Annotated in this window: 19 protein-coding genes and 1 tRNA gene; 10 read left to right on the top strand and 10 right to left on the bottom strand. The window is 41.9% G+C overall.

What is annotated here, in order from left to right:
* Positions 1 to 18: 18 nt before the first annotated feature.
* Entirely contained in the window at positions 19 to 1,629 is a 1,611-nt protein-coding gene (locus L6494_RS01985) for a tetratricopeptide repeat protein (protein ID WP_237991198.1), read from the bottom strand.
* Between the two features lie 755 nt (positions 1,630 to 2,384).
* On the opposite strand from L6494_RS01985, the gene L6494_RS01980 reads away from it, so the two are divergent.
* From L6494_RS01980 to L6494_RS01960, 5 genes are all read left to right on the top strand, one after another.
* The gene (locus tag L6494_RS01980) at positions 2,385 to 2,984 is read left to right on the top strand and encodes a tRNA-(ms[2]io[6]A)-hydroxylase (RefSeq protein ID WP_237991197.1); all 600 of its coding nucleotides are present in this window, start codon (positions 2,385 to 2,387) and stop codon (positions 2,982 to 2,984) included.
* An 18-nt stretch (positions 2,985 to 3,002) separates the two neighbouring features.
* Positions 3,003 to 3,410, top strand: a complete 408-nt coding sequence (locus tag L6494_RS01975) for a VOC family protein (protein WP_237991196.1) — start codon at positions 3,003 to 3,005, stop codon at positions 3,408 to 3,410.
* 287 nt (positions 3,411 to 3,697) lie between these two features.
* Positions 3,698 to 4,183, top strand: a complete 486-nt coding sequence (locus L6494_RS01970) for a GNAT family N-acetyltransferase (RefSeq protein ID WP_237991195.1) — start codon at positions 3,698 to 3,700, stop codon at positions 4,181 to 4,183.
* A 65-nt stretch (positions 4,184 to 4,248) separates the two neighbouring features.
* Positions 4,249 to 4,920, top strand: coding sequence for a ComF family protein (locus tag L6494_RS01965; RefSeq protein WP_237991194.1), 672 nt, complete (start codon positions 4,249 to 4,251; stop codon positions 4,918 to 4,920).
* Positions 4,921 to 4,989: 69 nt separating this feature from the next.
* Positions 4,990 to 5,451, top strand: a complete 462-nt coding sequence (locus L6494_RS01960; RefSeq protein ID WP_237991193.1) for a PPC domain-containing protein — start codon at positions 4,990 to 4,992, stop codon at positions 5,449 to 5,451.
* Between the two features lie 293 nt (positions 5,452 to 5,744).
* On the opposite strand, the gene cobS is transcribed toward L6494_RS01960, so the two are convergent.
* Both cobS and argS read right to left on the bottom strand, forming a co-directional pair.
* The gene (cobS, locus tag L6494_RS01955; RefSeq protein WP_237991192.1) at positions 5,745 to 6,518 is read right to left on the bottom strand and encodes an adenosylcobinamide-GDP ribazoletransferase; all 774 of its coding nucleotides are present in this window, start codon (positions 6,516 to 6,518) and stop codon (positions 5,745 to 5,747) included.
* 82 nt (positions 6,519 to 6,600) lie between these two features.
* A complete protein-coding gene (argS, locus tag L6494_RS01950) occupies positions 6,601 to 8,367 on the bottom strand; it encodes an arginine--tRNA ligase (protein WP_237991191.1) in 1,767 nt (588 codons plus the stop codon).
* A 412-nt stretch (positions 8,368 to 8,779) separates the two neighbouring features.
* Here argS and L6494_RS01945 point away from each other — a divergent pair, with 412 nt between their 5' ends.
* The gene (locus tag L6494_RS01945) at positions 8,780 to 9,634 is read left to right on the top strand and encodes a hypothetical protein (protein ID WP_237991190.1); all 855 of its coding nucleotides are present in this window, start codon (positions 8,780 to 8,782) and stop codon (positions 9,632 to 9,634) included.
* A gap of 111 nt (positions 9,635 to 9,745) precedes the next feature.
* Here L6494_RS01945 and L6494_RS01940 read toward each other — a convergent pair whose 3' ends face one another.
* Together L6494_RS01940 and L6494_RS01935 are read right to left on the bottom strand one after the other, a co-directional pair.
* Complete coding sequence (locus tag L6494_RS01940) at positions 9,746 to 11,455, bottom strand: IS66 family transposase (RefSeq protein WP_237988702.1); 1,710 nt, start codon at positions 11,453 to 11,455, stop codon at positions 9,746 to 9,748.
* 100 nt (positions 11,456 to 11,555) lie between these two features.
* Positions 11,556 to 11,629 (bottom strand) — tRNA-Arg (locus L6494_RS01935).
* 553 nt (positions 11,630 to 12,182) lie between these two features.
* On the opposite strand from L6494_RS01935, the gene L6494_RS01930 reads away from it, so the two are divergent.
* From L6494_RS01930 to L6494_RS01920, 3 genes are all read left to right on the top strand, one after another.
* Complete coding sequence (locus tag L6494_RS01930; RefSeq protein WP_237991189.1) at positions 12,183 to 12,842, top strand: Npun_F0813 family protein; 660 nt, start codon at positions 12,183 to 12,185, stop codon at positions 12,840 to 12,842.
* A 113-nt stretch (positions 12,843 to 12,955) separates the two neighbouring features.
* Entirely contained in the window at positions 12,956 to 13,813 is an 858-nt protein-coding gene (locus L6494_RS01925) for a hypothetical protein (protein ID WP_237991188.1), read from the top strand.
* Positions 13,814 to 13,831: 18 nt separating this feature from the next.
* Positions 13,832 to 14,839 carry a transposase gene (locus tag L6494_RS01920; RefSeq protein ID WP_237991187.1) on the top strand — a complete coding sequence of 336 codons (1,008 nt, stop codon included), beginning with the start codon at positions 13,832 to 13,834 and terminating at the stop codon, positions 14,837 to 14,839.
* Between the two features lie 117 nt (positions 14,840 to 14,956).
* Here the strand turns inward: L6494_RS01920 and L6494_RS01915 are convergent, their stop codons facing one another.
* The 5 genes from L6494_RS01915 to L6494_RS01895 form a co-directional block, all read right to left on the bottom strand.
* Positions 14,957 to 16,519, bottom strand: a complete 1,563-nt coding sequence (locus tag L6494_RS01915) for a metallophosphoesterase family protein (protein ID WP_237991186.1) — start codon at positions 16,517 to 16,519, stop codon at positions 14,957 to 14,959.
* Between the two features lie 151 nt (positions 16,520 to 16,670).
* Positions 16,671 to 17,636 (bottom strand): YegS/Rv2252/BmrU family lipid kinase, encoded by a 966-nt coding sequence (locus L6494_RS01910; protein WP_237991185.1) that lies wholly within the window; start codon positions 17,634 to 17,636, stop codon positions 16,671 to 16,673.
* Positions 17,637 to 17,951: 315 nt separating this feature from the next.
* Positions 17,952 to 19,721: a ribonuclease J gene (locus L6494_RS01905; protein ID WP_237991184.1), complete on the bottom strand. Its 1,770-nt coding sequence runs from the start codon at positions 19,719 to 19,721 to the stop codon at positions 17,952 to 17,954.
* 286 nt (positions 19,722 to 20,007) lie between these two features.
* Complete coding sequence (gene dapA / locus L6494_RS01900; RefSeq protein ID WP_237991183.1) at positions 20,008 to 20,892, bottom strand: 4-hydroxy-tetrahydrodipicolinate synthase; 885 nt, start codon at positions 20,890 to 20,892, stop codon at positions 20,008 to 20,010.
* A 179-nt stretch (positions 20,893 to 21,071) separates the two neighbouring features.
* Complete coding sequence (locus L6494_RS01895) at positions 21,072 to 22,112, bottom strand: aspartate-semialdehyde dehydrogenase (protein ID WP_237991182.1); 1,041 nt, start codon at positions 22,110 to 22,112, stop codon at positions 21,072 to 21,074.
* Between the two features lie 469 nt (positions 22,113 to 22,581).
* Between L6494_RS01895 and tig the strand changes: the two genes are divergently transcribed.
* Positions 22,582 to 23,997, top strand: coding sequence for a trigger factor (gene tig / locus L6494_RS01890; protein WP_237991181.1), 1,416 nt, complete (start codon positions 22,582 to 22,584; stop codon positions 23,995 to 23,997).
* Positions 23,998 to 24,068: the final 71 nt, after the last annotated feature.

Below are 24,068 nucleotides of genomic sequence, written 5' to 3'. Positions count from 1 at the left end.
GTGGGGTGGTTTTTTTAACTAAAAATTTAATATATCGATTGATTCTATTATTTCTAACTCTAAGATTCTGTCTTTTGTATCTTTGAGTGCTGCTAAATTCCCTTCTTGACGATAGATATTTGCTGCTTTTTGAAAATCTGTAATTGCCGCTTGTAGATTTTTCATGCCAGCATAGATATTACCTCGGTTATAATACGCATCTGCATAATTAGCATTAATTTGTATTGCCTGGGTGTAATCTGCGATCGCGCCTTCTTCGTCGCCTACATCACAACGCACGTTACCCCGGTTATAATAGACATCGGCCAGATGGGGATTTATCTGTATTGCTTGAGTATAATCTGCGATCGCACCTTGGTAGTCTCCAATATCCGCACGAGCATTACCACGATTCTTGTAAGCATTGGCATCGTTAGGGTTAAGCTGCATTGCTTGATTAAATCCCGGCTGATTGCCGACAATATAACGAGCCATATCACGATTTTTATTTATATCCCCATATTGAGGATTAATTTTAATCGCCTGATTATAATCTTCAATCGCTCCTTGATTATCTCCTAAGCAAGAGCGTGCTTCTGCACGGTTTTTATAAGCGATAGCAGCATGAGGATTAATTCTGATTGACTGGGTATAATCATCAATTGCCGCTTCATAAGCTCCCAGTTTAGATAAAGCCAAACCACGCTGATGGTAAGCTTTAGCATCATCTATATTTATATTAATGACTTGAGAATAATCTGCGATCGCTTTTTTATAATCTCCTAATTGATCATAAGCTAACCCCCGTTTATAATATAATTCTGTATTTTGCATATTCAATTTTAAAGCTTGACTATAGTTGCTAATAGCCGCAGCATATTCTCCTTTACTAAAACATTCATCACCCAGTTGTTTATAATCTATGGGTAACTCTCTATAATTGTATATTTCAGGATGATTAACATTTACTTTATTTGTATCGATTGGGAATAACAATCTTGGCTGTTTGCTTACCAATTTTTTTTGCTGGACAACATAATTATTGTTAGTAGATTGTAACTGTTCCAAATAACAATATAAGCCACCAGCATATAACAATTGATCTATCCCGAAAGATATGCTGCCGGTTTTCAATTTAATCATCCGTGTGGGAAGAAACCCAGCTAATAACAAGTGATATTCTGATTGTGCTTCATGCACAGCTTCTTGAATTAAAATGCAAACTACCACGGCATTTTTTTCAACTTCTTCAGAACTAACTGACCATCTCACTCGATCAATACTGCCATGACGAGATTTTACCTCAACACCAAGAGAAGGATCGGCCGTGAGAGTAAAATCTATCTTCCCATCACCACCAAATCGCTTTTCATAGTCTACTTCTGTAATAAAATCAGCTAAACGCTCTTTAACAACTTCCTCACCCAATTTTCCCTTGAGGTAGCTAATAAAAACATCCCGGACTGGCGAAACGCGCTTATATTTTTCCGCCATCTGCCAACAAAAATTCCGTAAGGCTTTTAATCTCTCACCGGAAATAATTGTCAATTCACTATATTGACCTTCATTTTCACAATGAAGTAAACAACCAGATGATAATCTTTTAATAAAATCAGACTGTAGCGATCGCAGTAGGGTAATCCAGTCCATGTAAAGTTCTGCGAATTTTTTGCTGAGATTATTTTAATGATATATCGAGCTAAAGTAAACCTGGTAATTCATTTACTTTATGGATTTGGATATTTCGGAGATTTATCACAGATTTTTGTTAGTAAATTCAAACATATATAGAAAATTTCAAATCTATAACTCTCTTAATATCAAGATTATATATCTTAATAATGTTTTTTGATTCCCAAAAGATGAAACGGTACTTACGGATTCAAAATCCTCAATAAAATGTGTGTGTTGATACAATAAATTTCCAATAGCTGTTATATGCTTTCAAAACCCTTTACTTTTACCCTAATAGCGGAACTACCGCTAGAAAAGCACCAGGATGTTGAGGAATTTCCCCTAAATTAGTTCAATTGGATCTGATTCAACAGAGCAACAATTGTGCTATGAGGTAAGTATTTTCCTGCATTCTGGTGATTTACTTATTTATAGTGTAAGAGGCAGAATAGGTAAGAACTCAGCACCAACTGATTGCATAGTTACTGGTATCATCAATCATCGCGCCATATTCATCCAAACTGTAGCAACAAGTCTGACTCTAAGACAACAAAACTATTTTGTCACAGATTGGATGGTGATGTTATGCTACGATGCGGAACGCAAACGCTTTTGCTTAAACAAGTTTTTGCAGTTTATTAAAGAAACAAGTAAAAGTATCGCCAGTCACATTAAGATCAATTTGCTGGGATACTCAGCACCATGTCAATTTTCTTTAATTTTTTTGCCCTGTGGTTACTTCCGTGTTATCAACTATCAATGCACTCAAGCAACCAACGAGTGATGCTTGGGTAGAACAAGCGATTTCTAATTTAGACATCATTTTGCTTGATCATTCCCACTGTGAACGCAAAGCGGCTGGGGTGGCGTTAAACTTTATGTTTCGCTATCCTTCTAATACTAAAATGGTGAGAGAATTAACTGCGATCGCCCGTGAAGAACTCGAACATTTTGACTTGGTGAATCAGTGGCTAGAAAAGCGAAATATCCCTCTAGCACCCTTACCACCACCTCCCTACGGTGCGGGGTTGAAAGCTGCTGTGCGTCCTCAAGAACCAGAACGGTTTTTAGATTCCTTACTCGTAACTGGCTTAATTGAAGCACGTAGTCACGAACGCTTAGGACTATTAGCTATACACTGTCCTGATTTAGAATTAGCTAAGTTTTATAAAAGTTTAATGGCATCAGAAGCGCGACATTTCGGTATTTATTGGGTTTTAGCTGATACTTATTTTGACCGAGAAATTGTCACCGAACGGCTAGATGAATTATCAATAGTTGAAAGCGAGTTACTCGCACATTTACATCCAGAACCGAGAATTCATAGTTAATAGAATCACACGTTATTTATGTTCCTACAGTTAACACATATTAGGTTACTTGTCTCCAACTACAGAGACTGTTTTTTGTTCTACCGCGATGCGCTGGGATTTGTTATTGATTGGGGTGATGAAAATAGCGGTTACGCTGAGTTGCATACCGGGGATGGTGTCAAGCTGGCTTTGTTTAGAAAAGAGTTAATGGCGGAAGCAATTCCTAGTGCTTATCAACCTTCAGCGATTGAGTGCCAAAACAAAATGGCTTTGGTGTTTGCAGTAGATAATGTAGATGAGTTGTATTATCATCTCAAAGAAAAGAATGCCATCATTGTGACTCAACCAATGGATCGTCCAGAATGGGGATTAAGAACAGCCCATTTTCGTGATCCTGATGGTAATTTGATAGAAATTTTTAGCAATATGAGCAGCTTGAATTAGGGTTTTACTGGGTGGGGAATTGAGGGTGGAAATTTAAACGCAGAGGGAAAGAGAGGTAAGCGCGGAGGTACGCAGAGAATTTGCTGTTAATTTAATGAGATGCTGTACTTCTGCTGTATCTAAATTTTTTTTGGGGATTTTCTTCTGTAGTCTACCTCCAAACAGGGGCATAATTCATGCTTTGAGAGTGTGACCTGAGTTAGAATCAGCTAGAGAAGCTATACGCTGGGTAAATTCGGGAATAAATCCAGAAAACTTTTCCGTACAAACCTGACCCACAAACGGTAATGAACAGCCACTACAAAGACTTCTTAATTCGTAACTGGCAAAAAAGCGATCGCACTAAAGTCGCCGCCGTCATCAGTTACGTATTATCAGAATACGGTTTGGGTTGGGAACCTAAAGGTGCTGACCGCGATGTGCTGGAAGTGGAAGAATGTTACTTAGCCACAGGTGGCGAGTTTTGGGTAATTGAACACCAAAGCCAAATAGTTGGTACGGGGGCATACTATCCCAACCATCGGGCGGAAAAGTCCGTTGAAATCAGGAAAATGTATCTTTTACCCAGTGTTAGGGGTTTAGGATTAGGGAAATATTTGTTACAACAGTTAGAAGCAGCGATCGCTAGTCGTGGTTTTGAACAAATTTGGATTGAAACCGCCAGTGTATTGGTAGAAGCAGTCAAGCTGTATGAACACAACGGCTATCAGCCAGCTACAGGGGTGGAAACTTTACGCTGCGATCGCGTTTATGTGAAATACCTCGATAGGTGACAGGGGACAGGTGACAGTGAAGAAGATGCTAGTGCGTTGCTGTGCTGGTGGGAGGCTGTAAAATAATGCTCAAAGGGTTTCTGGACTTATTTTTGCAATCTAACTGTCCTTTGTGTCAACGTTCTACATCTGGTGTGTTTTGTGAAAACTGCACTAGACAGTTACACAAATGTCATCACCAGCAGCCTCAAGCTTTATGGAAACAGCCAATACCTGTATTTGGCTGGGGGATGTATGGTGGGGTGATCAAACGCGCGATCGCTGTGATGAAATATGATCATCAACCTCAAATCGCTCGACCTTTGGGACAATGGCTAGGGGACACTTGGTTATTACATTCTCTTCATCAAGAGCAAAAAATTGTAGTCGTACCAATTCCTATGCACGCCAGTAAGCAAAAACAACGGGGTTACAATCAAGCGGCATTAATTGCCCAAAGCTTTTGTCAAACAACTGGATTAAAATTGAAACTAAATGGTTTGATAAGAGTGCGCGAGACTGAAGCGCAGTTTGGTTTATCGGGAGCTGATCGAGAAAAAAACTTGGCTGAAGCTTTTGCTATTGGGTCAGATTTTCGCCAGTTCTACCCCAAAGCGTCAGTATTGTTAGTGGATGACATTTACACAACTGGTGCAACTGCAAAGTCTGCTGTGCAAACACTGCGTCAATCTGGAATCAAAGTTTTAGGGTTAGCCGCAGTTGCGACTGCTGTAAAATACAAAGACATTCAAAATTAATGGGCAAGCTATCTCTGAGAAATCTATAATTAACCAAACTACCCTGTTATTTTGGGAACATCGCCTACTATGCTCAGTCGAGATATTATTAAAAATTTCAGTAGAATCATCATATTTCCAGCCACATTATTCGTAATTGGTATCACAACAACAGCAACTTTGGCTCAAAACAATAAGTTGTATAGTCCTATTCCATTAACTGATTTTAAAGAAATTAGTGATACGCTTTCAGAAAAAGATATTCCTACTGGGCAGGGTGGATTTGCTCGTGATTATGCGGTGAAGTTGAATAAGGGTGATAACTTAGCAATTGATTTAACTTCAGATAGTTTTGACAGCATCATCACACTGTTAGCACCCGATGGTTCGACGTTAGCAGAAAATGATGATGGGCCTGATGGTACTAGTAATTCTCTACTGTTTACCCGCATCAATGAAACAGGGACTTTTATTATTCGTGTCCGTTCTTTTGGGGAAACTGGAGTTGGGGCTTTTAAATTAAAAGTGACGAAATTACAACCCATGAAGTAGAGTAATGAGTGCTGAGTGCTGAGTAATGAGTAATGAGTAATGAGTAATGAGTAATGAGTAATGAGTAATGAGTAATGAGTAATGAGTAATGAGTAATGAGTAATGAGTAATGAGTAATGAGTAATGAGTAATGAGTGCTGTTAGCGGTAGCGCGGCGTTTAGCCGGTGCTGAGTATTGAGTGCTGAGTAATTAAGTAGAAACATAAAATTGTATTTTCTTTACGAATAACACGTCTCTACTTAATTACGAATTACGAATTACGTTAGCGTAGCGGGGCGCAGCCCATTACGAATTACATAGTAGTTAGAACACAAAGAAATAAAGCTTCAGTCCACTCTACGACTGCGCCGTAGGTGTCGCCTGTGTGTCCGCCTAACTTGTGGTTGAACCAAGCACCTGTGAAAGTGGCGATCGCACTCCCAGCTATCATCATTACTACTGGTATAACTAATCTGTGTCCATCTAGCAGCCACACTAAGCCACTAACAGCCAACATTAACAACAGTCCTGGGAGTAAGTCTCGGTAGGAACGGATTGCTTGTTTATGTAATGCACCTTTACCGGTGGGTTTTAAGTAAGGATAGCGGAGAATTGCTAGCTGTTGTCCCCAACGTCCCCAGCCGCAAGCAGCCATTAAAACTAGCCAACGGTTGTCTGTAATATCTGTTAAAGCACTCGTTTTTAATAATATTAAGGCGATCGCTACCATTGCACCAAATGCACCTGTAGCACTATCCGCCATTACTTCCAGTCGTCGTTCTGGATTACCCCCAGCCAAACCATCAGCCGTATCCATCGCTCCATCTAGGTGCAGTCCGCCAGTTATACCCATCCACACAGCCACTATTAAAGCACTACGAGTGAGCATTGGTACACCCAAATAACTCATTCCTATATCAAGTAATCCTAAACTTCCGCCAATCACTAATCCCACAAAAGGCGCAAAATGTGCTACGGAGTGAAACTCTAAATCCTGGATGTAAGGCAAAGGAATAGTAGTATAAAATATCAGACTTGCCAATAATTTAAATATTTTTTTTCTCCACCATTGGAGCAGCTTTAGCATATTTATATGTGATATGACAATTACATTATTGAGTGCGATCGCTCTGATTTTTTGAGTTTACCAGCGATCGCATCATGCACAATTACATTCTCTCTAATACTTGAATCCCCAACAAAGATAAGCCTAGTTTCAAGGTTCTCGCTGTCAAATCACACAGAACTAAACGGGAAGTCCGCAATGGTTCTTCTGCGTTCAATACTTGTACCCCCTGATTGCGGTCATAAAACACATTAAACTTTTTACTTAGCTCGTAGAGATATTCACATAAACGATTCGGTAATAAATCTTGCTCTACAGTGCTAATAACCTCACCTAGTTGCAGCAAGAATTTAGCCAATGCAAATTCCGTTTCATGCTGCAATATGACTTTGGCATTATCTCCCAACTCTGCAAAGTTAATCTCACCCTTGCGGCTAATCCCTTGAATCCGGGCATAAGCATACAACATATAGGGTGCAGTATTACCTTTGAGATCCAGCATTTTGTCATAGCTAAAAATATAGTTACTGGTGCGGTTTTGACTCAAATCAGCGTATTTGACTGCACTGATACCAACGACCTCAGCAACTTTGTTGATAAATTCGTCAGTTTCTTGGCGTTCTTCTTCTTTCAATCTAGCTGCTAAGTCTGCATGAGAGCGAGAAATTGCTTCATCTAACAAATCCCGTAACCTGACAGTATCACCCGAACGGGTTTTAAATTTCTTCCCATCTTCCCCCAACACCAAACCGAAAGGAACATGAACCAATTCCACATCATCAGGAATCCATCCGGCTTTACGCGCTACTTGAAAGAATTGGGTAAAGTGGTTGGCTTGTCCCGCATCGGTGACATAAATTATCCGTTTGGCTTCATCTTGTTGAATCCGGTAACTTAGTGCAGCTAAATCAGTTGTCGCGTAATTATAACCACCATCCGATTTTTGTACAATCAAGGGTAAAGGTTCACCTTCTCTATTAGTGAAGCCATCTAAAAAAACGCATTTTGCACCTTGATTTTCTACTAATAAACCGGATTTATCTAATTTTTCTACAACTGTTGATAGTAAGGGATTGTAAAAAGATTCGCCGCGTTCAGTTAATTTGACATCTAGCAAGTCATAAATTATTTGAAACTCTTGGCGAGATTGTTCACACAACAATTTCCAAGCATGGAGAGTATCTTCTGCGCCGGCTTGCAATCTGACAACTTCCTGGCGTGCTGTTTCTTGGAAGACTTCATCTGCATCAAACCTTTGTTTGGCTTTGCGGTAAAAACTGACTAAATCACCGATATCTAAAGCATTTGCAGTTGTTAAGGCTTCTGGATAGACTTCCCGCAGGTAGGTAATTAACATCCCAAATTGCGTACCCCAATCACCCACATGATTTAACCGCAATACATCATGTCCGCGAAATTCCAGAATACGGGCGATGGAATCACCGATGATGGTAGAACGCAAGTGTCCGACGTGCATTTCTTTGGCTATATTCGGACTAGAAAAATCGACGATTTCCCGTTGTGGGTATTTTGCTGTGGGAACACCCAACCTAGAATCTGCATGAATAGCGTTCAGTTGTGCTTCTAGGTATGCTGTTTTAAGTTTGAGATTGATAAAACCAGGCCCCGCGATTTCTGGAGTTTCACAGATTGCGGAGATATCTAATTTTTCTACAATAGCAGAGGCGATCGCTCTTGGTTGCTGTCCTAATTTCTTACTCAGCGACAACGCCACGTTGGCTTGATAATCACCAAATTTAGGATTGCTAGCAGCAACTAAAATCGGATCTACTCCGGCGTACTCATCCCCAAAAGCAGCGACCAAAGCCTGCTCAAGTTTTACCTTTAGTTGTTCTTGTGTAGCGTTCATATATAGATGTTATCTGTTCGAGGGGGCTATGGGCTGCTTGATGATTGGACTTTCTCCAAGGCTTGATTATTTTAACCTTAAAATATAGTCAGCTAATCTAACTGAGGAGTGTCATGTTAGAGTCATGGCGATCGCAATATCTCTACTGACAGGGTTAAAACTACGCAAGCGATCGCTCATCCCTGTATAAACGCGATATGCCCTGTTTTAGCACCGGCTAAACGCCGCGCTACCGCTAACAGCACTCAGCACTCAGCACTCAGTAGAGAGAGGCAAGATTTTTAAGATTTTATGTGGCAACCTGATCTTTTTAACCGTAAAATCGAAGACAAGGTAAAGTTCAGTAGAACAGCAGCCTTAATTTATAATTCAGTTAAAAAATCAGGGTTAAAAAGTCATAAATACATATCAAATGGTAGATCGGATCAACGATATCGCTTGGCAAGCACATCAAGGTAGCGTTGCAGCGATTATTCAACTATTAAACGACAACCTCACTAAGTCTGGTGTGAGAATCAGGGCTATTTTTGCCGATGGTATCTTACAACTGTTGTGTGAGGCGGCTAAAGTAGAGCTACTTGAGCAATCTAGCCTAGTAGAACAAATCCAACAAATCCTTGAATCCATTGCACCGCGCAATATTCGCCGCGTCAATATTAATAGTCGGATTGTTCGGGAACAGCAATTATTGTGGTTGACAGAAATTGAGCGCGAAAATCAATTACTCTGGTCACAAGAAATTACCCTGGCTCAACCAAATGTTGTCCAGCAATTAATTAAAGATTTTCAAGCAGCGCAAGAACTCGGACAACATAATTTACCTGAGTTATCACCACTGACTCACAAGGATAAACCCAGAAAATTATCAAAATTTAAATGGCAATCAGCACTAGGTTTTTGCTTATTGTTATCACTAGGTTGGATAATTTCTGCCCAATTTGGCGAACAAGTGAAAAATTTGGTGCAACTAGAAAATAGCCGTAATTCTGCTATAGGTAATACTAGCCAGACGAAATCAACAAGCGATAAATCTGAAGATTCCTTCGCCGAAGCAGTACGAATTGCTAATCAAGCTTCTGCTGCGGGTAAAACAGCTACAACTTCAACACAATGGTTGGAACTAGCCGCTATGTGGCAAAGAGCTTCTGATTTAATGGCAGGAGTATCACCAGATTACAGTCGCTATCAAGAAGCGAAAATTCGTACACAACTTTATAGAAAATATAGTGAGACAGCGCAACAAGAAGCAGCTAAAAGTAAGTTGTAAGTTATGCAAACTGCATAATTTTTCTTAATAAATGTAAATAATTGTTACTTCAAATAAATTAAGTAACGCAAAATATGTGTGTGCGTAAAAAAGTCTTTGAAGGGTATCCCCTCAATATTCCGGGGTAAGGAGTTCTTCAGTCATCAATGAAAAACCAAAAGGATTGAGAGCAGATTTTTCCTGAATAATAGTTGCTAAAGAAGGAATATTCCCAACCTGAGAAATCCGGTCACGGATATACTCAAAAAAGCTAATTCCCAACTTACGAGTAGTAGCAACAAGAGACATAAAAGTATCCCAAGCCTGAGTACCTTCTAGAGTTTGAGTGGCATAACTAATATTACGCCGTTGCACCATTGTCCTAGCAGCTAACTCCGCCGGATTATTATGCAAAGGTAATTCAGGATGCTCTAAGACTAAAAGCAACTCCGAAATTTTCAGCAGCGTTAATTGTTTTCGCTCATCCAACTGTTGATAACCGGTTTGAGTATCGAAAAGTTTCCAAAACTCAGACCGGAGTTTTTCTGCCATCTGTTGACTGGGTGCATCTTTGTAAGCCAGCAAGTCTCGGTAGTAATCCCAGAAATCATCCAGGAATTTATCAAGAGCTTTTTGGTGACAAGCAACATAAGGGGTCAACTTTTTGTAATGTCGTCCTTCATGCACCCAACACAAAGCGATATTATCAGTCAGTAATTTGAACTGAGGAGCATCATCACAAACGAGAGTTTGCACCACTGGCCAATCAGTTTGTTGATGATAAAAAGCAATCGCTGCTGCTTCTATAATCCGAGTCCGGTGTTGAGAACCTAGTTTGGGTAGATATGTATCAAGTAGAGTATTAAACTCTGCTTCACTCAACACAGTTTCTTGAGGTAATAGTTTAAGAGCATTTTTCCATTTAGTCGGGATTTGGAAAGTCTCCACTAAATTGTCTGTAAGTTGATTGAGAATCAACTCCAGTTCTGTGGCATTTTGCAATACTTTTACTACACTCAATCTGTCTTTTTTGGCAGTGGTCAGGTAGATTGTATAGAAAGGGTTGCAGACTACATTAGTGGTATAGTTCACCCCACCCACCCGCGCACCAGTTTGGTCGAAGTTTTGCCAAGGACTGCTCTCTAGTCCCGACGCATATACTTCATCTTTCTCGCTTTCAAAATCAGTGTGGTTTTTAATCAGTAGGTTCGATAAATATCCGGCTGATATGGATATCCCAATATCTTCTAAAAACTCTAATAATTTGCCTTGGGTCATGTTGCCCCCATAGTATAGGCTCATCACCAAAGCTTTTATTCCCGGACCGAATTCTCCTTCGTAACCGCAAGGCAGTTCTGCTAAATAGGTTTTTCCCACTGAAGGTGAGTAGTATTTCTCTTTACGGAATAATACGTTGTCCGTTCCCAAGGTGATGTCTTGGATGATTACTTCTTGATAGCCTTTAAACTCTGCGTCTGCTGGCAGTTTGTCCTGGGGATATTCCAATATTTGTTCTCTATTTATTTTAACTGTCGCTTTCTTACTGCCTTTGTTGTGCTTTTTTAGAGTCTGTCGTTCTTTTTCTGATGAGTGATTGTTGGCAAATCCTTTCTTGCTGCTTTTGATGTCTGGTTGACCTTTTTCTCCTTTCAGGCGGTTGTTTTCATCTTTTAACTGTTGATTTTCATCTCGTAATTCTTTGACTTCTGCTTGCAATTGCTCTATTAGGTTCAGTAATATTTCTACTGTCCGACGCATTGATTCATCTGCAATTCCTTTTGGCTCGATGGTTTGCAGTATCTCTTCTCCCAATTTTTTACTCGAATCTAGCTTTTGCGTCATGTGTCATATTTTATGATATTGCTTGTCCCTCGCTGACTTTATTTTTTCTACTACCCCTACTTATTGAGCCGATACTTTGAAGGTTCATATTTACTGGAAACAGGCGCGGCAGGGCTCGAACCTGCGACAATCCGCTTAGAAGGCGGATACTCTATCCAACTGAGTTACGCGCCCAAGTAAAAACTCAGGCTTTTTTGAGAGCCATATATATGATTATATCGTTACCTCTACTAATAAGCAATCAAAAAATTGGAGATTGACGACTGGCAAGCCTAAGATACTCGGTGCAAGTTAATCAATTTAGACTGAAAAGTCCACAAAGCGGCAATTAATTAGTTATATTATGTGGTCGATGGGAGGGTATTTGCCTGTTGATGGCTTTGGCGTAGCCTCTGATCGAGATTGCGTCACCGAAGAGGCAGAGGGGAAGGGGGCCAGGGAGCAGGGGGAACAAGCCCTTCTCCTGGAGCGCGGAGCGTTCGCGTAGCGTCTCGTAGAGAAGCGGAGCATGGGTATGAGTACAAGCTCTGTCTCAGTTTTCTCCCTTGCTCCCTGCTCCCTGCTCCCCTGCCTCTTTTGACTGCCTAGGATAGCTTATGGGCTACGCGCCTGCGGGTTGGCTACTCAACCTACACCACGTAAGTAATCGCACTCTTGGCGATGTCGCCAAATCAGATTATAAATCGCATATCTACAAAGCCCCTGTGAGGAGTTATTTGCTAGTGCCATGTTTATTTTGAAACGGCAGGATGTTGAAATATCAAGCATTCAGCACCCAAAAAAGGATCAGCAAGTGCCGATTCTCAATTATCAGGGGCAGACTTTTCGCTTGATTAGTGTATTCAAAGCAGGCCAAGAAGAAGAAGCAAGAACCTTGTGGAGAGAATTAACCGATCATCGGGGTAAGGCTTGCGTGTTGCTGGAAGAACCGGAACGCTTTAGCGTCTGGGGTAAGGTACGCTTAGACCAAATAGGTAATGATACTGGTGGACATAGCAAAAACGGCACTTTCGTCCAGGCTAGTATTTTGCTGTTGCAAGCCGTTCACATGGATATTGAAGAGTTCTTGGGGACAAAGCAAGCTTCATTATTTGAAAAAGATATTGCAGAAGTCTTAAAACAGCAGCAGTTTCCTGAGACGGCTTCGATTGAAGCGGTAAAATACTGGGTAGCTAATAATCCCCTCGAATCCGCCAAACTTCCTCCCTGGAAAGAGAATCATGTAGTAATTTTCTTACAAGAACTACATAAATTAGGGAAAACTTATTTTGGTAATGCCAATTTTGCCCATCAAGTAGCCAATTACTTACAGGATATGCCCGAAGGAGAGCGATCGCTATTTATATCTTGGCTAAGTCAATCTTCCGTGAGTAAACTGTGGCAATAGCATAGAACTTGTTGCAAAACAAGTAACTATAGATAGTTGCTATTTATTCATAATTGTGAATCTAGAAGTTATCGCACATCAAAATTTTACCAGAGTGCATTTAGTTAAATCCTATGAATAGTTCTTACAAAAATTCACCCCCCTTGAGCAAATCCCTGTTCACTACCCAGAAAATAGTTTTGGCTAGTATTGGCTGGGGTGTGCTGGCACTGCTATACTTTTTATTATTCAGTGCCAAAGTTCCTGGATCTGATGGTGTAGAAACCCGTGCCGAGTGGTACGTAATTGGTACAAATATTTTTGAAGGGCTAGCTTATCTGGGTGCTGGGATTTTATGCTTAAGGAATTGGCGTAGTCAACAGATTGTTAGTAATCGAAATGTCTGGCTGGCCATTGCTATAGGTATGATTTCGTATGTCCTAGGAGGGATATTTTTTGGGTACACGGAAATAGTTTTAAAAGATGAACCGGATGCGTCTATTGGCGACGTGTTTTTTGTATTAAGTTATATATCCCTAGGCGTAGGCATGATTTTAGCAGTAGCTGCTAGGCGAATTAATCTAGAAAAATGGCAATGGCTAGTTGTCTTAGCAATTGGAGTCTTTGGTAGTTTGTTGGCTTGGTGGATTTCTATGCAGCAAACCAACAAATCAGAAGAATTGCTAGTAGTGGTTTTGAACTGGTTTTACATAGTTAGCGATGTACTGCTGTTAATTATCGCGACCATTCTGCTATTAGCTTTTTGGGGGGGGCGAGTTGCCCAATCCTGGAGAATGATTGCAGCGGCCGCGTTTTCGCTCTACATTGCAGATATGTGGTTTAAATACGCCCAGGGTCCCAATTATCAAAGTGGAGAAATCTTAGAAGTGTTTTGGGTGTTTAGTGGAGTGTTATTTGGTATGGGCGCAGCCCTAGAATATGACGCATCATTAAGCCGGACTAGGCGGGAGCGCACAAGAAAACGAGCATAGAAAACATTGGTGTCTACCGTGAGAAAACTAACAAATCCTGACAAACAAGAAATTCTCAAACTATATCGAGAGACTGCGGAAACAACCTCAACTTTAGCAGAACGCTATGACGTGAGTAACTCCACAATTAGCCGTCTGCTAAAAAGTACCTTGCCAGAAGATGAGTACGAATACCTCGTTTCATTAAAACGTGCGGCTAGGACTCCTGAAGGCAGAGCGCAAGTCAGTTATGAACAAGTACCTGCTTTTGTTCAACCAGAGCCGGAAGTACCCGCTAAAAGCCAGGAGAAACCACGTTTAAAATCTCCTGAAGTTGAGCAACCAAGGCAGGTAGAACAACCTGTAGCCTCACCAGACCAAGAAGAGGAAGACAAGCAAACCCATCCTGTAAAAAGGGTGCGGAAACGCATTGTCACGGAAGTAGAGGCAAAACCAAAGCCCAAGCCAATAGTCGCCAAGCAATTAGAAATCCCAGTAGAACAGCCGCAGGAAATAGCCAGTATTGCTAGTCCTTTACTCGATGATGACAAATCTGACGTAACGGCTATTGCCAGAATGCTGGGAGAAGATTTGCTAGACGAGTCTGAAGATTTGGACGATGAGGAGGATTTAGAAGACGATTTAGACGACGATGAAGACTACGAGGAGGACGAAGATTATTTTGAACAGCCAAGACCTCTTGTAAGTAGACGTAGGACAGGAGAAATACCAGTTCAAGTCTTACCATTATCGGTAGCAGCTTTACCCAAAACTTGCTATTTGGTAATTGATCGCTCCTCGGAATTAATTACCAGACCACTCAAGGATTTTGGTGATTTAGGACAAATTCCTAGCCTGGAAAACCAGCAAAGAACTCTACCTGTGTTTGATAATCACCGAGTTGCTAAACGCTTTTCTACCAAACGCGATCGCGTGATTAAAGTTCCTGATAGTAAGATGCTGCATAAGGCTCGCACCCATTTACAAGCCAAGGGTATTACCAGACTATTAATTGATGGTCAGGTCTATTCCCTGTCTCTGGTGTAAAACAAAGTAGAGACGTTGCATCGCACCGTCTCTACAGGCTTGATTAATCATTTGCAGATATGCTTGGGCTTGCTGCCGAGCTTTACTGTTTTCTTGAGTGAATTTACGGTGAAAATATTAAAGAATTAATGGTGTTAGCTCATAATTATGCCATTGACGCTGATACCATTCTGCGACTAAAGGACGAATAATAAACTGGGGTCGCTCATCGCCTTTGACATCAATTCGTACACAAGAATAAGGACGGCGTTTCTGTGAACCTTGTCCATTACGACCAAGAAAAAGATGCGATCGCGCTATTAATCTTTCTCCAGTCCCAAAGGTTTCAGTTAAATCTCCTCCCTCTGTGCGCTGGCGACGCAAACTATAACCACTACCGCCACAAACCAGCCAGTTGATATTAGCATCAGCGTGTCCCGTGTCTACAGTTTGTAGGTATTCTAAGCAATGGGCATGACCATTTAAGACTAAATCTACCAAAGGTCGCCCTTGATTGAGCGCACCTATTTCTTGAGCTACTGCATCTAGTACCCCACGCAGACGGCTGCGAATTACTAAAGTCTGCGCCTGTTGCCATTTTGTCGCCTCTGTCACATAGGGCGGATGATGAAAGTAAATGACTCTCCCTCGTACTTCTGGGTTATGCCAAGATGCAATTAATCTGTGTTTGAGCCAGTCTAATTGTTCGGTGTCAGTCTGCGGTGCTTGATCAGTATTTAACTGCTTGTCGATATCAACAATAATTTCCTCAATTTGGGATAATTTATAGTGAAAATCGTCTAATTGTTCGGCTTCGTTGGGGTTATCTCCATTTAATTTCGCGGCAGATTCGATAATTTCCATCTTCTCCCGTTCTAAATCTTGCTGACGACTGGCTAAGATTTGGCGATCGCTGTCACCTTTTTTGGTTTTTGGTAAAGGCTGCGGCTGATTAAATGTGTTGGAGTCAAGGGCAAAAAAATCAATCCCACCATAGCGAAAAGTGTAATATCGATTAGGTAGGCGGGTAAAATATCCTGGTTGATAGACAAGAGCGCGGCCTGTGTCGGTGGTAGCAGTGTAGTGTTGATCTAAATGGCGGGGTAATTCTCCTGGTAGGTTAAACCTTTGGAGATAGTCGAGAAAAGCCTTAGCGTAAGCATTCCCCACCCCTGAACCATGCAAACCAATATCAATATTTAAGCGCGATCGCAATATGTATCGCATCGGTAAAGTTGACACCGATAGCAAACTCAACAATAGCGGTAATTCATAGTAATCATGATTACCGGGGACGGGGAAAACTGGTAACTTAAACACCATCTCGTCGTAAGCAACTTTTTTAGGCTGCTCTCCACCCACAAGTAATTCTCGGTAAGGTTGAATAAAATTTTGGCGATAGTATTCACTCGAACCCACCAAATAAATTACATCTCCTGTGTGTAGCAAAAAGCGACATTCTTGATGGTGGGGTAACATCAATTCTGCTACCTGTCGTTGGGGGTTGTGTCCCTTATGTCTACCAGAACCACTATCACCCACAACTAAAAAAGAGAAATCCCTCTCATCGGCTTGTCCGTCATCCAGCACTAGACGAGTTTGATCAATATTCCGTTCTAAAATTAACGAGTCTTGCCAACATACCCGTTGCTGCATCTTACGGATTTTTTTAGCTATTGCCGGATCTTGGACGAGTTTCAATAGTATTTACTCCTTTTGAGTGGTGAGTGCTGTTAGCGGTAGCGCGGCGTTTAGCCGGTGCTGAGTGGTGTTAGCGATAGCGGGGCGTTTAGCCCGTGCTGTTAGCGGTAGCGCGGCGTTTAGCCGGTGCTAAATTCCCTGTTGACAGCAATCAGCACTCCTTTTTAATTTCAATCTCTAAATTTGGTAGTCCTTCTAGTTTCTCTACTAGTTTCTCTTCAGGTACTGATGGGACAAATACCTTTAAAGCTGCGGGGACACATTTAATCTCAATTGGTGTTGTCGCCACTACTTCGCCGTCAATTACTACCTTTTGTGGCGGATCAGTTGTAATTTTAAATTGTTTAGCTCGTAAATAGCCAATATCATCTCGTTCGGCGGCGTTTCCAGCAGAGGCGGTTTGAAACAGATGATAGGTAGCTGCGATCGCTCCCGCTTTGCTATTAGGTGCTACAATTGTCAAATCTAGTAATCCATCATCGTAAATAACTCCAGCCGGCCCCTGTGCTAACACTGAAGTTGGGGGTGCTGCATTAGCCACCGTTACTGCTGAAGCACTAGTTTTAATAATTTTATCTTCGGTTTCAATCTCGACATCAAAAATTTCTAACTCTCTAAGCTGTTGAATACCAGCAAGGATATACGCCATCATCCCGAAGCGTTTTTTAGAGTCCCTATCTGCCATGTCTACAGTTTCCGCCTCGAAACCAATCCCTGCTAATAGAATCATCGGCAAATCATTACAATAGGCGATGTCTATATCACGGGTGATTCCCTGTAAAATTATCCGACAAGCCGCATCAATAGCATCAGGAATACCTAAAGCTGCGGCAAAAGCGTTAGCCGTTCCCCGTGAAATAATGCCAAAGGGAATATCCGTACCCGCCACCGCCAACGCCGCCGCCGATAAAGTCCCATCCCCTCCAGAAGCAATAATTAAATCTGCTCCCTGTTTGACTGCTGCTTGTGCTAACTCATCCGCACCAATATCTTCTGTTGTCAGGTAAATATCTAAATTAATTTCCGGTTCTAATATTGCCCGAATTTGCGCCAATTCCAACTCTGGATTGCCCTGTCCAGCCACCGGGTTAAAAATAAGGCAAGCGGAACGACTCATAAAAATGACAGGTTATTTAGTTGCTAAAAGCTCAAATTCTAAATTACCATTTCTACAAAATTCCGACTTCCTTCTCTTGGCAGTAGTTTGAGAGACTCAACTACAAAAATCTCACAAAAAAGCGCAAAGACCCTCAGATACTCTCTGCGTCTTTGCGCCTAATGCGTGAGCTTAGGGACTTCCAGATAAAAAAATATCCAAACTGTAGGGTGCGTCAGTGCAATAGAACCTAACTATACTCAGAAATTATTCATACTGACGCACCCTACCCAACTATCAATTGCGGATAATTTATTTTTTGGTCTTCCCTTATGCTTATGAAGCTACTTGAGCAGCAGTCCGAGTCCGTCGTCTTCTACCATCAGCGACCTTCACAGGAGGCTCATCGGGGATTTGCATCAATAAAGTTACAGAAGGCTGACATTGCAATTCCCGCCGAATAGAACGGTGCAATTCTCGCTCTAAAGTCCCTTGCAATCCACCCCAATCTACGTCTGCTTTCTCACCTTCTCCCGTGACAAACTCTGACCAACGCACATTGAGAATTTCTTCAATACGCTGTTGCACCCATTTTTGTACTAGCGTTCTATCTACACTTGTCACCACACCCCGCAGATGAACTTCTGGCTTGGCCATGAGTTTACCCTGCCAATCAATAGCGGCGGCAATAGTCACAATTCCTTCCTCTGCCATGCGTTGCCGTTCTTGGAGAACCTTAGCACTCACCATACCAGAGCTTGTAGTATCGACCAATTCAATACCTGATGGTACTTTCCCGGCTACACGAATGGAGTCTTCCGTCAGTTCGATCACATCCCCATTCTCAATAATCACCATGTTCTCTTGCGGTATACCCATCTTCTGCGCTGTTTGGGAGTGTTTCACCAGCATTCGATGTTCACCGTGGAATGGTACAAAGAATTTGGGTCGAGTTAAGGCAATCATCAGCTTTTGTTCTTCCTGACAGCCGTGGCCAGAAACGTGAATACCTTGATCTCTTCCATAAACAACTTTTGCCCCCTGAATCATCAACTTATCGATGGTGTTGACGACTGCAATAGTATTACCAGGAATGGGGTTAGCCGAGAAGACAACTGTGTCTCCCTGACGAATTTTAATGTGGGGGTGTTCTTTATTGGCAATCCGGGTCATGGCTGCCATTGTCTCACCTTGCGAACCTGTCGTGAGAATCAGCACATTTTCGTCGGGAAGACCGCGAACTGTATGCAAGGGTTGGAACAGTTTATCTTCACACTTGATATAACCCAGATTTCGGGCATGGGCGATTAAATTCAGCATGGAACGCCCCACCACTGTCACCACACGATTATGCTTTTTAGCCAGTTGCAAAATCATGTTGATGCGATGCACGCTGGAAGCAAAGGTAGTGACAAATAATCGCCCAGTGGCTTGACCAAATACTCGATCTAGGTTAGGGAAAACCGCCGCTTCCGAAGGGGTAAATCCCGGTACTTCGGAGTTAGTGGAATCGCTTAACAGACAAAGTACACCTTTTTCGCCGTGTTCTGCGAGGCGTTGCAAGTCAAATTTCTCGCCATCAACGGGGGTGTGGTCAATTTTAAAATCCCCTGTGTGAATCACCACACCCAAGGGAGTATGAATAGCAACGGTGAAGCTATCAGCAATGGAGTGGGTGTTGCGGATGTATTCTGCAAAGAAGTGTTTGCCAATTCTGACCACATCACGGGGAAGGACTGTTCTTAATTCCGTGCGATCGCGCACTCCAGCTTCTTCCAATTTCCCCTCTAACATGGCCATGGCGAGTCTTGGCCCATGAATTACAGGAATATCAAATTGTTTGAGGTGGAAAGCAATCCCCCCGATATGGTCTTCATGACCATGAGTTACGATCATGCCTTTAATTTTGTGGCGATTTTCCCGCAGATAGGTAGTATCTGGGAGAACTATATTCACTCCGTGCATCGCCTCGGTGGGGAAAGCCAGTCCTGCATCTAATAAGACGATTTCATCATCGTATTCAAAAACGCAGGTATTTTTCCCAATTTCATGTAAACCGCCCAAGGGAATAATTTTTAGAGCAGGTGTAGATTCGTTTTTAGCCATTTTCTCCTGAGGTTGTTTGTTGTTTTAGGGTTAATAAATTCAAACTTATTAATCTTGTATGAATGACAACATTAGCCTGCTGTTTGCCAGCAGCCAAATTTTCATTAAATATGTAAGTTTTGGTGCAATAGAAAAGATAATTTACATTGAATAATTCATTGTATAGCTATCAAATTTTTCAACAGGCGTTGCCATAGAAATTTAGTCACAATTATGTCGATTTAATCAATATACAGTTTTGACAAATAGTAGCAATTAGCAAATACCGCAATAATGGTAATTATGATTAAATTAATTCGAGTTTTTTCATGACTGCTGCTAATTTTTCACTCACACTAGGGTCAGTGTCACATAGTGGCAGACGAGTCGAGCCAACCTCCCAGCCTTGAAGTTTTAGTGCTTGTTTAATAGGGATAGGATTTGTAGAGAGAAATAATGCTTTAAACAATGGGAAACATCGTAGATGAATTTCACTAGCAACTTCCACTTGACCTGCATCAAAAGCTTGAATCATCTGTTGGATTTGGTTGCCTACCAGATGAGAGGCGACACTTACAACACCCTTAGCCCCGATCGCTAACAAGGGGAGGGTTAACGAATCATCTCCAGCGTAAATCTGAAACTCTCTTGGTGTCAACCTGCGAATTTCACTGGCTTGGTCGAGATTGCCACTAGCTTCTTTAATGCCTACTATATTCTCAATTGCAGCTAATTGTACAACTGTCTCTGGAGAGAGATTTTGACCAGTACGTCCGGGAATGTTGTACAACAATATCGGTGAATCGGGACAGGCCTGGGCGATCGCCTGAAAATGCTGGTACAGTCCTGCCTGTGGCGGTTTGTTGTAGTAAGGTACAACTTGTAAAGTACCATGTACACCTATTTTAGCTGCTTTTTGCGTCGCTGCGATCGCTTCTTTGGTGGAATTAGATCCACAGCCAGCAATTACCTGTGCTTTGCCTGCTACTGCTTGCAAAACTTCTACAAACAACTGGTACTCTTCATCCCAACTCAAAGTAGGGGATTCCCCAGTTGTACCACACACTACCAATGTATCTGTACCGTTGTCAGCTAGATGTGCTGCTAGTTCTGCCGCTACAGCATAGTTTACACTACCGTCAGCTTTGAACGGCGTAATCATAGCGGTTAAAACTCTGCCAAAATCTCCCACCCTTTTTTCACTCCTAACTACCTTTTTTTGTTTTTATGTCTTGGTGGTTTTTATTGTAATAACTTATTTATGAGTTGTTTACAAGATTTATAGTGCTGTTAGCCGTAGCGCGGCGTTTAGCAGGTGCTGAGAAGACAATGACTAGTTCTTCTCCCCTACACCTCTACACCCCTACACCCCTAAGAAGCATATACCTTCGCAGGTTGGAGTAAGTTTTTCTCTACTAACAACTCAGCAATTTGGACTGCATTCAATGCAGCACCTTTACGAATTTGGTCGCCACATAGCCACAGTTCCAACCCACAGGGATGAGAAATATCTTGACGAATTCTACCCACTAAAACCTCATCTTGACCACTGGCTTCGATGGGCATAGGAAAGTAATTTTTGCCCCAGTCTTCTACTAATTTTACTCCAGGAGCGCGGCTTAAGATTTCCCTGGCTGTTTCTGGGGGAAATGGTTCAGCGAACTCTAGATTAATTGCTTCCGAATGCGCCCGCAATACGGGAACTCGTACACAAGTTGCAGAAATTCTAATTTGTGGTGCGTCAAAAATTTTGCGGGTTTCGTTGACCATTTTCATTTCTTCCTCACAATACCCTGAATCTGTCATGGGGGAGTTATGGGGAAATAAGTTAAATGCTAATGGGTAGGGTAAAACTTCAGCAATTGGTGACTCTCCTTGGAGAATGGCACTACTTTGGATTTTCACTTCTTCCATTGCTTTTGCACCTGCACCGCTAGCAGATTGATAGGTAGCGGCGATGATGCGCTGCACTGGTTTGATTTGATGTAAAGGCCAAACTGCCAAGGTCATCAAAATCGTGGTGCAGTTGGGGTTGGCTATAATCCCTTTGTGGTTGGCGGCGGCTTGGGGGTTGACTTCTGGGACTACTAGGGGAACTTCCGTGTCCATACGGAAGGCACTAGAATTATCGATGACGACTGCGCCTTTTTCGACGGCGACTTTTGCCCAAGCTTTGGATGTCGAACCTCCAGCACTAGCTAAGACTATATCAACATTTTCCAGGGCGCGATCGCTCACAAGCTCTACTGGTATATTTTCGCCTTTAAACGGGAGCGATCGCCCTACACTTCTGGCTGATGCTAATAATTTTAAATCCGCTACCGGAAAATTCCGACTGGCTAGTAATTCCAACAACTCTGTGCCTACAGCACCAGTTGCCCCCAAAATAGCTACACGATACAACTTTGACAAACTGACTTCCTCCTTCTAAGAGGTTATGGGTAATTTAATGTTTTGGTAAGATTGAAGATTAAATAGCAGTAACAGAGGTTAAAATTTTTTTTAATCTCACTGAATATCTCTGACAGATAAAAATATTGTTTCAATTACATGACATAAGTTAATAGTAAAGTTTACTGTATTTCTGGCTGAAATTTACCACTAATATCAAAAAATTAAGTACATTGTACAATGACCTGCTCTCAAGCAGAAAATCTATAGTAGCTTAAACATAAGTCTGTGGGTAATTCCCTCCAGTAAAGTTATAGCGGCAAAGTGTCCAGTCTTTTGCCATTGGCAGTACACTGGATCTCTACTGAAAGGCAGGAAATATGCCTTGTAGACACCTCCCATTCTACCCAAGAGACATCAAATCCAGAAGCGGTAAATCGCATCTTGTGTGTACTTGGAGTCACAAACACCAGAAAATTAGAGACGAAGCATGAAAGTTACCCAGGAAAAACTTCCCGCTAGCCAAATTGGGCTGGAAATAGAGATTACACCAGAAAGCACTCAGCAAACTTACGAGCAGGTTATCAGAAACTTAGCCAAAACCGTCAATATTCCTGGGTTTCGTAAAGGCAAAGTACCTAGGCAAATATTGTTACAGCAATTGGGCAATGCTCGCATCAAAGCCACCGCACTGGAAGAATTAATCCAAAATGGGATTGAAAAAGCAGTAGAACAAGAATCCATCGAGGCGATTGGTCAACCCCGTTTGCGCTCTTCCTTTGATGATTTAATTAATAATTATGAACCGGGAAAGCCCCTGGTCTTTACGGCGGCTGTTGATGTCAAACCAGAAGTTAACATAGCCCAGTACACTGGGCTGGAAGCTAAAGCTGAAGAAATCAAGCATGACTCCAATCGGGTAGATGAGGTTCTAGAAAAAGAACGTCAGCAAATGGCCACATTAATTCCCGTGGAAGGACGTGCAGCCCAAATTGGTGATGTAGCTGTAGTAGATTTTCGAGGTGTCATCGCCAAAGCCGAAGACGCAGACCCGGAAGCTGAACCAGAACCAATTCCTGGCGGTGAAGCTAGTGATTTTCAAGTAGAGTTAGAAGAAGATAAATTTATTCCTGGCTTTGTTTCTGGCATGATGGGGATGAATCCTGGCGAAACCAGAGAAGTTTCGGCGCAATTCCCCGACCCCTACGTGAACGAAGAATTAGCCGGGAAACCAGCAATATTCACAATCACGCTCAAAGAACTCAAAGAAAAAGAACTTCCAGAATTAGATGATGACTTCGCCCAAGAAGTTAGCGACTTCGACACCTTAGAAGCTTTGCGTGCGTCTTTAGATGAGCGATATCAAAAAGAAGCCGAGGACAAAACCAAAGCTAACAAGCAAGAAGCCTTGGTGACAGAATTAGTTAAGCACGTAGAAGTCGATTTACCAGCAACCATGATCGACCAAGAAATTGATACGATGCTGACACAAACAGCAATTAAGCTGTCACAGCAGGGCTTAGATGTCAGGAAGTTATTTACTGAAGATATCATTCCGCAGTTACGGGAGCGATCGCGTGATGAAGCCATCGAACGTCTCAAGCGGTCTGTGGCTTTACAAGAAGTCTCTAAGCGCGAGTCAATTTCACTAACTCCCGCAGAAATTGAAGCCAGAGTTACAGAACTACTAGAGCAGTACGCAGACGAAGAGATTGACGAAGACAGACTGCGCTCTGTAGTAGAAAACGAAATGTTAACCGAAAAAATTATGGATTGGCTCTTAGAACATTCTACCGTGGAACTTGTGCCAGAAGGTTCATTGTCCAACGAAGAGGAAGCTACAGAAACAACTGAACCTGAGACTGAGGCAGAAACCCCAGAATCTACAACAGAATCAGGGGTGTAAGGGTATAGGGGTGTAGGGGTGTAAGAGTGGGGAAAATGATGATTTTGCCTTGGTTTTACACTCATCATTCA

The sequence above is a fragment of the Nostoc sp. UHCC 0870 genome, assembly GCF_022063185.1.
Lineage (GTDB): Bacteria > Cyanobacteriota > Cyanobacteriia > Cyanobacteriales > Nostocaceae > Trichormus.
The sequence above is the reverse complement of the archived record's forward strand: the minus strand, read 5'-3'. Positions and strand labels throughout refer to the sequence as shown.

Coding starts and splice junctions, on each gene's coding strand:
- L6494_RS01910 (WP_237991185.1), bottom strand. CDS start 17,636: ATGAGTCGTTCCGCTTGCCTTATTTTTAACCCGGTGGCTGGACAGGGC.
- tig (WP_237991181.1), top strand. CDS start 22,582: ATGAAAGTTACCCAGGAAAAACTTCCCGCTAGCCAAATTGGGCTGGAA.
- L6494_RS01975 (WP_237991196.1), top strand. CDS start 3,003: ATGTTCCTACAGTTAACACATATTAGGTTACTTGTCTCCAACTACAGA.
- L6494_RS01925 (WP_237991188.1), top strand. CDS start 12,956: ATGAATAGTTCTTACAAAAATTCACCCCCCTTGAGCAAATCCCTGTTC.
- L6494_RS01960 (WP_237991193.1), top strand. CDS start 4,990: ATGCTCAGTCGAGATATTATTAAAAATTTCAGTAGAATCATCATATTT.
- argS (WP_237991191.1), bottom strand. CDS start 8,367: ATGAACGCTACACAAGAACAACTAAAGGTAAAACTTGAGCAGGCTTTG.
- L6494_RS01940 (WP_237988702.1), bottom strand. CDS start 11,455: ATGACGCAAAAGCTAGATTCGAGTAAAAAATTGGGAGAAGAGATACTG.
- L6494_RS01970 (WP_237991195.1), top strand. CDS start 3,698: ATGAACAGCCACTACAAAGACTTCTTAATTCGTAACTGGCAAAAAAGC.
- L6494_RS01945 (WP_237991190.1), top strand. CDS start 8,780: ATGGTAGATCGGATCAACGATATCGCTTGGCAAGCACATCAAGGTAGC.
- L6494_RS01965 (WP_237991194.1), top strand. CDS start 4,249: ATGCTCAAAGGGTTTCTGGACTTATTTTTGCAATCTAACTGTCCTTTG.
- L6494_RS01930 (WP_237991189.1), top strand. CDS start 12,183: ATGTTTATTTTGAAACGGCAGGATGTTGAAATATCAAGCATTCAGCAC.
- L6494_RS01905 (WP_237991184.1), bottom strand. CDS start 19,721: ATGGCTAAAAACGAATCTACACCTGCTCTAAAAATTATTCCCTTGGGC.
- L6494_RS01985 (WP_237991198.1), bottom strand. CDS start 1,629: ATGGACTGGATTACCCTACTGCGATCGCTACAGTCTGATTTTATTAAA.
- cobS (WP_237991192.1), bottom strand. CDS start 6,518: ATGCTAAAGCTGCTCCAATGGTGGAGAAAAAAAATATTTAAATTATTG.